Origin of the sequence: Methylocapsa sp. S129 (genome assembly GCF_009765995.1) — a bacterium.
GTDB lineage: Bacteria > Pseudomonadota > Alphaproteobacteria > Rhizobiales > Beijerinckiaceae > Roseiarcus.
Genome location: NZ_LMUI01000042.1, coordinates 430,469 through 443,350 on the forward strand (window position 1 = coordinate 430,469; position 12,882 = coordinate 443,350).

The 12,882-nt window shown below is 63.5% G+C and carries 11 protein-coding genes; 1 reads left to right on the forward strand and 10 read right to left on the reverse strand.

Annotation, left to right across the window (positions count from 1 at the left end):
* Window positions 1-110 precede the first annotated feature (110 nt).
* The gene (locus GSQ90_RS22685) at window positions 111-1,526 is read left to right on the forward strand and encodes a PLP-dependent aminotransferase family protein (RefSeq protein WP_158817148.1); all 1,416 of its coding nucleotides are present in this window, start codon (window positions 111-113) and stop codon (window positions 1,524-1,526) included.
* On the opposite strand, the gene GSQ90_RS22690 is transcribed toward GSQ90_RS22685, so the two are convergent.
* The 10 genes from GSQ90_RS22690 to GSQ90_RS22735 all read right to left on the reverse strand — a co-directional run bounded on the left by GSQ90_RS22690 (window position 1,527) and on the right by GSQ90_RS22735 (window position 12,866).
* A complete protein-coding gene (locus GSQ90_RS22690) occupies window positions 1,527-1,883 on the reverse strand; it encodes a lysozyme inhibitor LprI family protein (protein ID WP_158817149.1) in 357 nt (118 codons plus the stop codon). It abuts the gene before it with no gap.
* 88 nt (window positions 1,884-1,971) lie between these two features.
* The gene (locus GSQ90_RS22695) at window positions 1,972-3,576 is read right to left on the reverse strand and encodes a bifunctional diguanylate cyclase/phosphodiesterase (protein ID WP_246731722.1); all 1,605 of its coding nucleotides are present in this window, start codon (window positions 3,574-3,576) and stop codon (window positions 1,972-1,974) included.
* 213 nt (window positions 3,577-3,789) lie between these two features.
* Window positions 3,790-5,610 (reverse strand): chloride channel protein, encoded by a 1,821-nt coding sequence (locus GSQ90_RS22700; protein ID WP_158817150.1) that lies wholly within the window; start codon window positions 5,608-5,610, stop codon window positions 3,790-3,792.
* 478 nt (window positions 5,611-6,088) lie between these two features.
* On the reverse strand, window positions 6,089-6,421 hold the full coding sequence (locus GSQ90_RS22705) for a hypothetical protein (protein ID WP_158817151.1): 333 nt from the start codon (window positions 6,419-6,421) through the stop codon (window positions 6,089-6,091).
* 112 nt (window positions 6,422-6,533) lie between these two features.
* The gene (locus tag GSQ90_RS22710; RefSeq protein WP_158817152.1) at window positions 6,534-7,487 is read right to left on the reverse strand and encodes a DMT family transporter; all 954 of its coding nucleotides are present in this window, start codon (window positions 7,485-7,487) and stop codon (window positions 6,534-6,536) included.
* 224 nt (window positions 7,488-7,711) lie between these two features.
* Window positions 7,712-9,136 carry an LLM class flavin-dependent oxidoreductase gene (locus GSQ90_RS22715; RefSeq protein ID WP_158817153.1) on the reverse strand — a complete coding sequence of 475 codons (1,425 nt, stop codon included), beginning with the start codon at window positions 9,134-9,136 and terminating at the stop codon, window positions 7,712-7,714.
* A 25-nt stretch (window positions 9,137-9,161) separates the two neighbouring features.
* Window positions 9,162-10,025: an ABC transporter ATP-binding protein gene (locus GSQ90_RS22720; protein ID WP_246731735.1), complete on the reverse strand. Its 864-nt coding sequence runs from the start codon at window positions 10,023-10,025 to the stop codon at window positions 9,162-9,164.
* A 132-nt stretch (window positions 10,026-10,157) separates the two neighbouring features.
* Window positions 10,158-11,219 (reverse strand): ABC transporter substrate-binding protein, encoded by a 1,062-nt coding sequence (locus GSQ90_RS22725; protein ID WP_158817155.1) that lies wholly within the window; start codon window positions 11,217-11,219, stop codon window positions 10,158-10,160.
* A gap of 71 nt (window positions 11,220-11,290) precedes the next feature.
* On the reverse strand, window positions 11,291-12,154 hold the full coding sequence (locus GSQ90_RS22730) for an ABC transporter permease (protein WP_158817156.1): 864 nt from the start codon (window positions 12,152-12,154) through the stop codon (window positions 11,291-11,293).
* Between the two features lie 199 nt (window positions 12,155-12,353).
* A complete protein-coding gene (locus tag GSQ90_RS22735) occupies window positions 12,354-12,866 on the reverse strand; it encodes a GNAT family N-acetyltransferase (RefSeq protein ID WP_158817157.1) in 513 nt (170 codons plus the stop codon).
* Window positions 12,867-12,882: the final 16 nt, after the last annotated feature.

The window sequence follows — 12,882 nt, forward strand, 5'->3', positions numbered from 1 at the left end:
GCGGCGACCTTGCCTGCATTATTTCCGACAGGATCGTCGAAAACCGCTAGCCATCCCAGAGACAGATGAGTACAGTTTCACCAAACTGTCCGTGATGAAAGCCAATACAGATGCTTGATCGCCAATCGCCCGAGAGCCGTGGTCCGACGCTCGCCGCCTCCGTCGTCGCCGCCATTCAGGGCCGCATCGACAGCCGGTCTCTTGCGCCCGGCGCCCGGCTGCCCTCGGTGCGCGGCTTTGCGGAAACGATGAAGGTTTCGAAATCGACGGTAGTCGAGGCCTATGACCGGCTCATCGCCGAGGGGGCCATTGTCGCGCGGCGCGGCTCGGGCTTTTACGTCGCCGGGCCGACGCGGCCGCTCTCGCTCGCCGCGCTTGGTCCGCAGCTCGAGCGCGCCATCGATCCGCTCTGGCTGATGCGCCAGTCCCTGCAATCGGGCCCCGATGTGTTGAAGCCGGGGTCGGGCTGGCTGCCTGATTCATGGATGCCCGATCTCAGTATCCAGCGCGGCCTGCGCACGCTGGCGCGCGGCCCGTCGGCCGCCCGCATCCAATATGACGCGCCGCTCGGCTTCGCCCCCTTGCGTCTGCATCATGCAAGGCGCCTCGCCGAGCGCGGGGTGATGGCCGAGCCCGATCACATCCTGCTCACCGATTCGGCCTCGCAATCGCTCGACATGTTGTGCCGATTCCTGCTGGAGCCCGGCGACACCGTGCTGGTCGACGACCCCTGCTATTTCAATTTCCTGGCGCTGCTGCGGGCCCATCGCGTGAAGGCTGTCGGCGTCCCTTTCACGCCCGAGGGACCTGATGTCGAGGCTTTCGCGCGCATTCTGGCCGCCCACAAGCCGCGCTTCTATCTGACCATTGCGGGGCTGCATAATCCGACCGGGGCGACGATATCGCCGGTCGTCGCCCATCGCGTGCTGAAGCTCGCCGAGAAGCATGACACGATCATTATCGAAGACGATATTTTCGCCGATTTCGAACCCGAGCCCGCGCCCCGTTTCGCCGGCTTCGACGGATTCGATCGGGTGATCCAGGTCGGCAGTCTTTCCAAAACCGTCTCGGCGGCGATCCGCTGCGGCTATATCGTGGCGAGGCCAGAATGGATCGAACAGCTTGTCGATCTCAAACTCGCCATCAGCCAGGGCAACGGTCATTTATCGGCGGCGCTGCTGCATCGCCTGCTGGCCGACGGCGGCCACCGGCGCCATCTCGTCGGGCTGCGCGCCAAGCTCTCGGGCGCGATGGGGCAGACGATCCGCCGCCTCGGCGTCCTTGGCCTCAAGCCATGGGTCGAGCCGCGCGGCGGCCTGTTCTTGTGGGCGCGGCTGCCCGACGGCCTCGACGCCGCCGACATCGCGCGCCATGGCCTGAAAAACGACGTGGTCTTCGCGCCGGGCAATGTGTTCAGCCTATCGCAAGGCGGGCGCGCGTTCCTGCGTTTCAATGTGGCGCTTTGCGCGCATCCGCGCATTTTCGAAGTGCTCGAAGAGGCGATGGCGGCGCGGCCGCCGGGCTGATCAATACGGGCCGCGCGATGCGATATCGTCGATGATTCCGCTCAGTTGCGCGTTGCGCGCCGCATAGGCCTGGGTCAAGCAGGCGACGTCGCCGCCGCATGCTTCGCGCGTCTTCAGCCATTGCAATTGCGCATCGCCGATATCGCCGCGCTGGCCCATCGCGACCAGCGACATCGAAATGCCAAACAGCGTCGCCATCCGCGCCTCCGCTTGGCCAAGCGCATAGTTTCGGCAGATGGCCTGTTGCGCGGGCGAAGCGGCTTTGGCGCAGTTGATCGGGGCATAATCGGCGCCGAGCGCCAGGGACGGCGAGCACAGGACGCAAGCCGCGATCGCGGCGGATAGCAGACGCGTCATTGAACTCTCCATGCGCCGCGCGAGCGGCTGGCTGACGAGCCTATGGCCGCACCCGCCGACGCGTCAACACAGCGGCCGCCGGCCCGATTCACGCGGCGTGCGCGGCCTTGGCTTGCCGCTCCGCCAGCCGGGCCGCTTCCGCGCTATCGAGATAGCGGTCGGCGGCGTCCTTGGGCATTGGGGCGCCGAAGAAATAACCCTGGCCGAAATTGCAGCCCTGGTCGGAGAGCCAATCGAGGCTCGTCGCTGTTTCGATGCCCTCGGCGGTCGTCTGCAGGCTCAGGCTGGCGCCCAGTTGAATGATGGCGTCGACGAGCTTGGCGCGCTCGCTTCCTTGCTTGAGCGAGGTGACGTAGCTCCTGTCGATCTTGAGCTTGTTGAAGCGCAATTCCCTGAGGTGATAGAGGCTCGAATAGCCGGTGCCGAAATCGTCGAGAGCGATCTTGACGCCGGAGTTTTGCAGCGACGTAAGGGTGGAGCGCGCGGCCTCCAGATCGTTGATGAGCGCCGTTTCGGTGATTTCGACTTCGAGCCGGCTGGGCGTGAAGCCGGTCTCGGCAAGGATGCCGAGGATTCGTTCGGGCAGCCACTGATCTTGCAATTGCTGCGGCGAAATATTGACGGCGAGCTGAAGATGAGGCGGCCAATTCCTTGCGTCGGAACAGGCCTGGCGCAGCAGGCCGTAAAAGAGATCGGCGATCATTCCGGTCTCCTCGGCAATGGGAATGAAATTGTCAGGCGCGATCAGCCCTTCGGTGGGATGGTTCCAGCGCGCCAGAACCTCGAAGCCAATCAGGTCTTGCGCCGGCAGCGAAACGATCGGCTGAAAGTAGGGCGCGATTTCGCCGCGGGTGATCGCCAGCCGGAGATCGGCCTCCAGCCGTGCGCGCGCCTTCAGCGCGACATCCATTTCGGCCTGGAAGAAACGGAAGGCGCCGCGCCCTTCGCGCTTGCCTTGGTACATCGCGACATCGGCCGCGTGCAGAAGGGCCTCGGGCTCGACGTTTTCAGCGCCCGCCAGAGCGATGCCGATGGTGGCACCCACTTCGAGCTGTCCCTCGTTCCAGGGAATCGGGTTGCGCACGGCGGCGATGATCTGCTGCGCCAAGCGGATCAGCGCATCGCGATCGCTCTCATAAGGCACGAGCGCGGCGAATTCATCGCCGCCGAGACGGGCGACCATGCTCTTTGGCGGCGTGAGCGAACGCAGCCGATCGGCGACGGCGCACAGCACCGCATTGCCGGCGGCATGGCCATGGACATCGTTGACCGGCTTGAACCGGTCGAGATCGATCAGCAGCACCGCGAATTGCTCGCCGGCCTGGCGCGACCGCAGCGATTCGGCGAGGGTCTCGTGAAACAGGCGCCGGTTGGCGAGCCCCGTCAGCGCGTCATGACGGGCGATCGATTCAGCCTGCGCCTCCGCTGCGATGCGCGCGTGCATCGCCCTGCGCAGCAGGAATGATTTACGGATCGCGGCGGCGAAGACGCCCAGGCCCATGCAACCGCTCAGCATGACCAGGTTCATCAGATCGTGAGCGAGGGCAAAGCGGCTGATCGAGTCGAACACGCCCAGCCGCGCGCCGATGATCCACAGACAGGCGCCCATTGTCATGAGGCTCAACAGTTCGAAGAGCTCGCCCTGCTCCCAGGAGCCGCGTCTCAGACCGGTCCCGAAACGACCCATATCCATAAGCAAACCCCACCAGCCGCCCGTTGATAACAGGGCCTATACGGGAGAACCGGTTAATGGGGAGGAATGAACACGATGCACATGCAATCTATGTGCGTTGTACGGTTAATTGAAACTAATGGGATTTGCGGGAATTCGACGCCGCGCGGATGGCTGCGGAGATGCGATGGCGGGTTCAAGCGCGCGCGATCGCACACGCCGCCGCGCCCGGCATTAATTCGGATAGATTTTCAGACTGTTCGCCACGGAATCGGCGACGTGCTCCTTGGTGATGATTCCGACGACGTCGTCGCCGCGCGGGACGCCGCGTCCGCCGCGCACGACGATCGCCATGAACGCTTTCCTGCGCCACATCCGCCCGATGACGTCGAAGGCGATCGCGTCTTCGCCCGCGATCGTATAATCGCGGTTGGCGACATCGCCAAGAGAGACGCCGGTATGGGCGCCTTCGAGGCCGCGCCGCAGCCCCGTGTTGACGCGGATGACTCCAAACAGCCGGCCGCTTTTTGTCACCACGACATGGCGCAGCCGGCCTTCCGCTTCGTGCTCGCGCAAGAACGCGTCGAAGCTCTGCTCCGCCGGCAGAACGAGCACGTCGGAATCCATGACCTCGCGCGCATGGCGCACCAGGAACATATTGGCGTGCAGCGCCTTGGGAACAGCGCGCCCGCGGCGCGCCAGCTTGATCGTATAGATGTTCTCCCGCGACAGCAGTCGGCGCACGCCGACGCTCGTCGCCACCGCCAGAATCATCGGCATGACGATGTCGTAGTCGCGCGTCATCTCGAACGTCATCGTGATGGCGGTCATCACCGCGCCGGTGCCGCCCCCGACCATCGCGCCCATGCCCACCATCGCGAAGGCTGGAATGCTGAGCGGAAGAGGCACGCCCGCCGCCGCCAGCAGCGCCGCGAAACCGCCGCCGAGCGTCGCGCCCATGAACAGCGACGGGGAAAAGATGCCGCCCGACGAGCCTGAGCCGAGGCTGGTCGATGTCGCCAGCGCCTTGCAGACAAACAGCAGCGCCAGCAGCCAGACCGTGGATGTATGGCCGACCAGAATGCTCTCGATCGTCGCATAGCCGACGCCGTCGACATAATATTGCCCGAGCGTTCGATAGAGGACGTACATCAGGACGCCGACCAGCAGCATGCCCAGCATGTGGCGCGGATAGCGCCAGGGAATCTTGTCGAAAATATCCTCGGCCAGATGCAGGGTGCGAATGAAGGCCGCCGCGGCGACGCCTGTGAGCGCGCCCAAGACTGCATACAGGACCAGCAGCGCCACCGCGCTGGCGTCCGCGGTCAGCGGCGCCATCTGAGGGACCAGGAAGGCCGGCTGCTGCCCAAAGAACCAGCGTCCGACAAAGGTCGCCGCGCCTGTGGCGACCGCGACGGGCAAAAAAGTGCTGACGCTCACCTCCGGCAGCATCAATTCGATGGCGAACATCACGCCCCCGATCGGCGTGTTGAATGTCGCGGCAATGCCAGCGCCTGCGCCGGCCGCGACGAGCGCGATCCGCTGGCCGGGCGGCATCGCGACAATCTGGCCCAGGGTCGAACCCAGAGCCGAACCGATCTGAATGATGGGGCCTTCGCGCCCTACGGAAGAACCACTGCCGATCGCGAAAGCCGAAGCGAGCGATTTGACCAGAGCGACGACAGGCCGGATGATTCCCTCGCGATAGTAAATGGCGTCCATCACTTCGGGAACGCCGTGACCTTTGGCTTCGGGAGCGAAATTGCTCACCAGGAACGTGACGATCACCGCGCCGATCACCGGGGCCAGGATGATGAAGGCGCCCCACGGGCTTGGCGCCGTGAAATCATTGGCGTCATAGGACAGCGCGAAACGCCCAGCGAAAAAAAGATTGTGGAGCAGGCCGATCAGGTCGCGAAACAGCACCGCGCCCAATCCGGTGACGATCCCAAGCGCCAGCGCCAGGAGCGTCAGATGGAGAAGGCTCAGGCTGCGACTCTCATCCTCGCTGATGGCGTCAGAATGCTCGCGATTGCCGGTGGTTTTCTCGTTCATAGCAACTTTCGGCTGGATCGCATTCGAGGGCCGGTTCGCTCGACAGCTCCGTTGGCTAGCGTGGCGCGATCGGACCGCATTACAAGTCGCCTCATTGCATGATTCCGACGAACCGGGAAGGGGATCGACGGGAGACTTTTTCGGAGCGGCGGCAATAGCCGCTTGACGCCCTTAAGCAGCCGTCCCCCTCTGCCTGCGCCCCATAAACACCAGCCCCACCACCAGCGCCGCGAATACAATCGTCTCGGCAGCTACGCCAAGCCGTGGGAATTGCCGGCGAGGCAGCGGGCGGCGCGCTTCAGCATCATCGATTCCGAATGGGCCGAGATTAGCGATGCGCCACAGGAAAAGATGAAGCGCCGGATCGAACTGAAACAATTCGTCGCTGGCGAGGAAGTTTCTGAACTCTATGACTGTCTCACAAGCGCCGACGCTGCGCTTTCACGTCGCGCTCTATCGCGAGGTTCGGCCCCGTTCGTTACGGACACCCCTCGGTGAACGCCACCATTTGGGTTCTCCCCGCCTCGATCGCCTCAAGCCGGTCGCTAGTCACTTGGCATTTAGCAGGGTCGTGAGTGATGATAAAGATCACTTTGTCCGCGGCGCGAATAATGTCGCGCGCGTAAGCGCACCATCTTGGATGGCCTCTGCGACGGCCCTCCTCTTGGATGATTTCGTTGTCGGCACGTACCTTGGCATCCTCCGCTCTGAGCGCGCCGCATTGACCCGATGTCGATCCGGCATCCGCAATGCTGGGCGCCGCCATCGCCGCGGCGACAAGAATTATGATGGCGGACTTGCCAACAAACACGGGGCGTCGTTCCAAGCGGAGGAGGCAATCGACCTTCGTTAGCGCAGATTGTCATTCGCAGCGCATATTGGCAATCGAGGTTTTGTTTCGATCCGCCGGAGCGATTCCGTCCCTACCGCGCCGCCGTCACCCTCTGCCTGCGCCCCACAAACACCAGCCCCACCACCAGCGCCGCGAATACAACCGTCTCCGCGTCGATCCTCTCGCCCAGCAGCAGCGCCGACAGGCCGATGGTGATGAAGGGTTGCGCGAGTTGCGTCTGCGAGACGCGCGCGACGCCGCCGAGCGCCATGCCGGCGTTCCAGGCGAAAAAACCGAGATACATGCTCATCGCGCCGAGATAGGCGAGGCAGCCCCAGGCGAACAGCGGGACAAGCGCGGGCTCGGCTGGACGATAGAGGAAGGTCAGCGGCGCGGACAGCGGCAAGGCGAGGACGACGATCCAGGAAATGACGTCTCTTGCCGGAATTTCACGCGACAATTGGCCCGAGAGGGTATAGCCGAGCGCGGCCGAGGCGATGGCGAGCAGCAGCAGCCCGTCGCCCCATTGCAATGCGCCGCCCCCTTGCCGCAGCGCGAAGCCGCCGACGAGCAGGGCGCCGAGCACCGCGCAGACCCAGAACGACAGGGAAGGGCGCTCGCGCGCGATGAGCGCCGCGACGACAGCGGTGGCGAGCGGCAGGACGCCGACGATGACGCCGCCATGGGCGGCCGGCAAAGTGCGCATCGCAAAGCTGCTGAAGGCGGGAAAGCCGGCGGCAAGGCAAAGCGCGGCGACCGCAAGCCGCGGGAATTGCCGGCGAGGCAGTGGGCGACGCGCGGCAAGCAAAACGCCCGCTGCGATCAGGCCGGCGATCAGCGCGCGCGCCGCGGTGAGAAATTCCGGGCCGAGACTGGGCACGGCGAGGCGCGTCAATGGCAAGGTCGCGGCGAAAATCACGACGCCGAGGAAGCCCAGCAGCAGGCCGAGGCTTTCCTGTTCGCGCGTTTGCGAGGCGGCCTGACTTTGGCGCGGGGAGTCAATTTGTTGGGCGAAGGCGACCGCAGCCAAATCGGGAGCGCTCATAGCGCGGAAAGCCGTTTCGCATGATCCATATTTGCAGCCTTGCCCATTGAATGTTTCAGGCAGGATCGTCGCAAGGCCTGGGATGTCCCAGAGACAGAAGGGCGCCGGGTCGCCAAACTGTCCACCGGGAGAAGCAATACAGATGGCCGGCCAACTTGGCCAGCGCGTGCGCCTGTCGCGCGCTTGGACGAAAGCCGCGCGGCTCGCAAGAATGCTTACCAGCCTCAGGCCAGCGAAGGCTCTTCGATCAGAAGTCTCTTCCCGGCAAGTGCTTCTTTCCGCTTGAACGCCTCGATGTCGCGATATTGCGCAGCGGGATGGCTGGGCGGCAAATACGGCCCCTCGCCGAACAGCTTTTCGCGCAATGTTCCCGGCCTATATTGCCGGGCATAGGCGCCGCGGCGCTGCAACTCGGGGACGAGGTGGTTGACGACATCCTCGAATGTCTCGTGCGTCACCGCATAGGCGAGGTTGAAACCGTCGACGTCGGTCTCCTCGACCCATTCCTGCAGGATGTCGGCGACCGTCGCGGCCGAACCGACGAAGACGGGGCCGAGGCCGCCAATCCCGCCCCAGCGCGCCAGTTCCTCAACGGTCCATGACCGGCCGCTATTGGCGAGCGTTTCGATCATCGAGGTGATCGCGTTCGACGGAACTTTCTGGATAAGGTCGGTCGGCGCGAATTGACCGAAGTCGACGCCGCTCCAGCCGGACATGAAGGTCAGCGAACCATCGTAAGACGCATAGCGCTGGTATTCCTCGAATTTGGCCTGCGCCTTGGCGTCGGTCTCGTCGACGATCACCGTCGCCAGATTATAGGTGAGAACCTTGCGCGGGTCGCGGCCCGCCGCAGCTGCGGCGGCGCGCACGGCGGCGACATAGTTCTTGAGGAAATATTTCGTCAACGACGCGGAGAATACGCATTCCGCGTTGCGGCCGGCGAAGCTCTTGCCGGCGCCCGACGATCCCGCCTGGTAAAGCAGCGGCGTGCGCTGCGGCGACGGCTCGCAGAGATGATAGCCGGGCACCTCGAAGAACTTCCCCTTATGGCCGATCTCATGGACCTTTTCCGGATGCGCGAAGATCCGCGCCTTACGGTCGCGCACCACGGCGCCTTCCTCCCAGGACCCTTCGAACAGCTTGTAGAGAACCTCCATATATTCCTCAGCGACCTCGTAGCGGTTATCGTGAACGCGAAGCGCGCCTTCGCCGATGTTTTTGGCGCCGCTCTGCAGATAGGACGTTACGATATTCCAGCCGACGCGCCCCTTGGTCAGGTGGTCGGCGGTCGAAAGACGCCGCGCGAACGTATAGGGGTGTTCGAAGGTCGTCGAAGCGGTAATGCCAATGCCGAGATGTTTGGTCGCCATTGAAATCGGCACGGCGAGTTGCAGGGGATCGTTGACCGGGATCTGCGCGGCCTGCGCGATCGCGTGATAATTGCTGGCCTTGTAGACGTCGTAATAGCCGATCACATCGGCAATGAAGATACCATCGAAGATGCCGCGTTCAAGCGTGACCGCGAGATCGGTCCAATATTCGACGTCCTTATATTGCCAGGAGCGATCACGCGGATGCGCCCACAATCCGGGCGATTGATGCCCGACACAGTTCATCTCGAAAGCGTTGAAGCGAATGGCTCTGGTCATCGGGCGATCCCTTGTGGCGAAGTTTTCAGCGAACGGCGGCGGCCTTGGCGGGCGCCGCGCCGGAGACCTTGCCGCGTTCGAGAATTTCCGCTTTCTGAAATTCGTCGCGCAGCAGGCTCCATATCTCATGACGCAGCCGCGCGAATTCAGGCGCGGCGCGCAGGTCCTCCTGGCGCGTGCGCGATTCCAGCGGGATGTCGATCACCTGCTTGATGCGCCCGGGGCGCGAGGTCATGACGGCGACGCGTTGGCCGAGATAGACCGCTTCGTCGATGCCATGGGTGATGAAGACGATCGTCTTGCCCGATTCCTCCCAGATGCGCAGGAGTTCGCCTTGCAAAATCTCTCGCGTCTGCGCGTCGAGCGCCGCGAAGGGCTCGTCCATCAGCAGAACGTCGGGATCGTAGGCAAGGCTGCGGGCGATCGCCACACGCTGCTTCATGCCGCCGGACAGTTCGAAGGGATAGCGGTCGCCAAAGCCGGCGAGGCCGACCATGCCCAGAAAATGTTCGGCCTTTTCGGCGCGCTCGCGCCGCGCGACACCCTTCGCCTCCAGGCCGAATTCGATGTTCTTGAGCGCGGTTCGCCAGGGGAACAAAGCATATTGCTGAAAAACGAGACCGCGATCGAGCGCCGGGCCTGTTATCGGATGGCCGTCGATCAGAATTCGCCCGGAACTTGGCAAGGTCAGCCCGCCCAACAAGTCGAGCAGGGTCGACTTGCCGCAACCGCTGGGTCCGACAATCGACAGGAACTCGCCCGCTTTGACGTCGAGATTGATATTTTCGAGCGCGGTGAAAGCCTCCGCCTCCCGGGCGCGTCGTCCCGCCGCGCGTCGCACCGCGAAAGTCTTGCCGACGTTCTGGATTTGAATGGCGCTGCTCATGATGAATCCTGATGACGAAGTGGCTGCTTCGCTCCGCTCGCAAGGGCGATATAGTTCCCGGGAGCCAGGCGACCGCCGTGCCTGGCTCCCGGTTCGTCGCTGGCGTCGGGAGGGAAACGCCGCGTCGAAGCGCGTTCAATTGGCCGCCGCTGAATCCTTGGCGTGCGGATTGAATTCGTTGGTGTAGAGGTCGGCGGGCTTGAGCTTGCCGGTCGGCACGATGCCCGCTTTCTCGACGAGGTCGAGCCAGAACGCGAGATCCTGCGCGTTGTTCAACGCGTGCGGCGCCCAGCGCAACTTGCTGTAATCCTCCTTGCGGTCCTTGTTGTAGAGATCGGGCAGGAAGGCGGTGTCGAGGCGGCCGCGCTCAATGCCGAGCTTGATGACCTCGGCGGGATGCGTATTGGCCCACTCGGCGGCGTCCGAGATCGCGGAGACATAGGCCCTCACGAGGTCGGGATGCTCGGCGATGAACTTGTCGCTGGCCATCGTGCCGCCGCGGGTGATGAAGCGGCCCGCGATATCGGAGACGGAAAACAACTGGCGGAAGTCGCCCTTGCGGACCAGTTGGATGTTCAGCGGCGCGTAAGCGATGATGGCGTCGACGCCGCCTTGCTGAAGCACCTGCTCAAGCTGGGCCTGCGGCACCGGGACGATGCTGACGTCGTCCTTGGCGACGCCGCGCTTGGACAGCCAGTCGAGCGCGAACCAGACGCCCGAGAAGCTCGGATAGGTCGTGCCGATGCGCTTGCCCTTGAGATCCTGCGCGGTCTTGATCGGGCCCTTGTCGAGTACGACAAGGCCGTCGCCGGCGATGTCGGGATTGAACGGCAGCGTCGAGGACACGACCTCTTTCGCCTTCAGGCCCTTGTCCAGCGCATTGATGAAATAGGCGTAGTCGGAAAAGGGCGCGAAATCGAGCGCGCCGCTGTCGAGCGCCACCGTATATTGGTCCCAGGGAACGACTTCGAGTTCGTCCTTGACGCCATATTTCTTGAAGAAGCCCTGCGCGTCGGCGACTTCGACCAGTTCGAAGCCGGACGTCCATCCGTTGTTCAACGGCGGAAAGAAAATCTTGATGGTCTTGAGATCGTCGGCGCTCGCTGCGCCGGTCGCGAGGGCGACGCCGGCGGCCAGCAGAAGCATTCTGGCGATGCGCCTTGCGGACGTCGCTGAGAGTAATCGGGATAAAGCCATTTTGTTTTCCTTTGCGGTGGAGAAAGGCAAGCGTCGGCGAAGCGCGCAGCGCCTCGCCAGGTTCGAACGCGTCAGGGATTGATGTCCTGCTTCCAGGCGGTCAGCCGCCGCTCCAGCGCGACGAGTCCCCAATTGCTCGCGATGCCAAGAAGCGCGAGCACGATCACGCCGACATAAAGCAGGTGGATGCTCATCAGATATTGGGCGTTGACGATGAGATAGCCCAGGCCGCTGCTCGCGCCGACCATTTCGGAAACAACCAGCATCAGGAACGAATAGGTCGCCGCCAATCGCATGCCGGTGATGACGGAGGGGGCGGCGGAGGGGGCCACAACCTTGATGAAAATGCGCCAGTCGGGCAGGCCGACGGAGCGGGCGTATTTGATCAAGGCGGGATCGGCTTGCCGCACGCCATTGACGGTCCCAAGCAGGATCGGCCAGACAACCACCCAGTAGATGATCGCGATATTAGTGGCGTAGCCGATGCCGAAGAACAGGATGAAGGCCGGAAACAGCGAAACCGGATTGGTCTGCCTGAGAAGCTGGAGCAGCGGGTTGAAATAGGCTTCCAGCGGCCGGTACCAGCCTAACAGAACGCCCAGCGGAATCGCAGTGACGATTCCAAGGCCGAAGCCGCCGGCCGCGCGTCCCACGCTGACCAGAACCTGCGGCAGCAACTTGCCGGCGAGCGCATATTCGACGCCCTTGACGATGATTTCGGAGAATGGCGGCAGAAAGGTGCGATTGATCAGGCCCAACCGCGGCGCGAGTTCCCAGAGCAACAGAAACGCCGCGATCGCCGCCGTATTGCGGACCAAAGGCTCGACGTTTCGCCAGAGGGCCTGAATGCGCGAGGGCGTCGCGCTTTGCTCGAAGCGGGAGCCCCCAAGGCGCTGCTCGGCGGTTGGCAACGTCTCGGCGGTTTGCAGCGTCATGGCCCGGTCCCCACGGAAGCGATGCGAGGTCCGCGTCGCTTCCGTGGGGGTAGGGTTAGATCGAAAATTATTCTTTGTCTATAGAATTAATATAAATATAGGAGTCCATATTGCCGCAGGGTGTCGACGGCGGCGATTTCATCGTCGCTCCGCGCGCGCGGTATCGGCCGCGATCCACCGAAATTTCGATCCAAACGCCCTACCGCGAACTTCCCGGCGCATCGAGAAACCGCTGCATGAAAACGAGGTCGAGCCAGCGGTCGAATTTGTGTCCGACTTCCTTGAAATGCCCGACGCGCGCAAAGCCCAGCCGCTCGTGAAAGCGGATCGAGCCTTCATTGGCTGCGTCGACGGCGCCGATCATCACATGTTTGCCGAGCGCCGCGCCAAGCGGAAACAACGCTTCGACGAGAAGGCGCCCGACGTTCTTGCCGCGCGCGTCGGCGCGAACGTGAACGCTATGTTCGATGCTATAGCGATAACCATTCCAGGCGCCGCGAAACTCGCCGAAGGAAGAAAAGCCGAGCACGGCGCCGTCTTCATCGGCCACGAGAACGGGAAAGCCGCGCTGGCGGCGCTGTTCAAGCCATTCGGCGCGTTCGGCGAGCGAGCTTGGCTGCGTCGCATAGACCGCCGTCGATGTCGCGATCACCTCGTTATAGATCGCGAGGATCTCAGGCAGGTCATGCGCTTGCGCGTCGCGTATCAGCATGGGACTTCTCGCCTTT

What these genes read in the sequence shown, in the direction of transcription:
- GSQ90_RS22685 (WP_158817148.1), top strand. Translation starts at nt 111, where the DNA reads ATGCTTGATCGCCAATCGCCCGAGAGCCGTGGTCCGACGCTCGCCGCC.
- GSQ90_RS22690 (WP_158817149.1), bottom strand. Translation starts at nt 1,883, where the DNA reads ATGACGCGTCTGCTATCCGCCGCGATCGCGGCTTGCGTCCTGTGCTCG.
- GSQ90_RS22695 (WP_246731722.1), bottom strand. Translation starts at nt 3,576, where the DNA reads ATGGATATGGGTCGTTTCGGGACCGGTCTGAGACGCGGCTCCTGGGAG.
- GSQ90_RS22700 (WP_158817150.1), bottom strand. Translation starts at nt 5,610, where the DNA reads ATGAACGAGAAAACCACCGGCAATCGCGAGCATTCTGACGCCATCAGC.
- GSQ90_RS22710 (WP_158817152.1), bottom strand. Translation starts at nt 7,487, where the DNA reads ATGAGCGCTCCCGATTTGGCTGCGGTCGCCTTCGCCCAACAAATTGAC.
- GSQ90_RS22715 (WP_158817153.1), bottom strand. Translation starts at nt 9,136, where the DNA reads ATGACCAGAGCCATTCGCTTCAACGCTTTCGAGATGAACTGTGTCGGG.
- GSQ90_RS22725 (WP_158817155.1), bottom strand. Translation starts at nt 11,219, where the DNA reads ATGGCTTTATCCCGATTACTCTCAGCGACGTCCGCAAGGCGCATCGCC.
- GSQ90_RS22730 (WP_158817156.1), bottom strand. Translation starts at nt 12,154, where the DNA reads ATGACGCTGCAAACCGCCGAGACGTTGCCAACCGCCGAGCAGCGCCTT.
- GSQ90_RS22735 (WP_158817157.1), bottom strand. Translation starts at nt 12,866, where the DNA reads ATGCTGATACGCGACGCGCAAGCGCATGACCTGCCTGAGATCCTCGCG.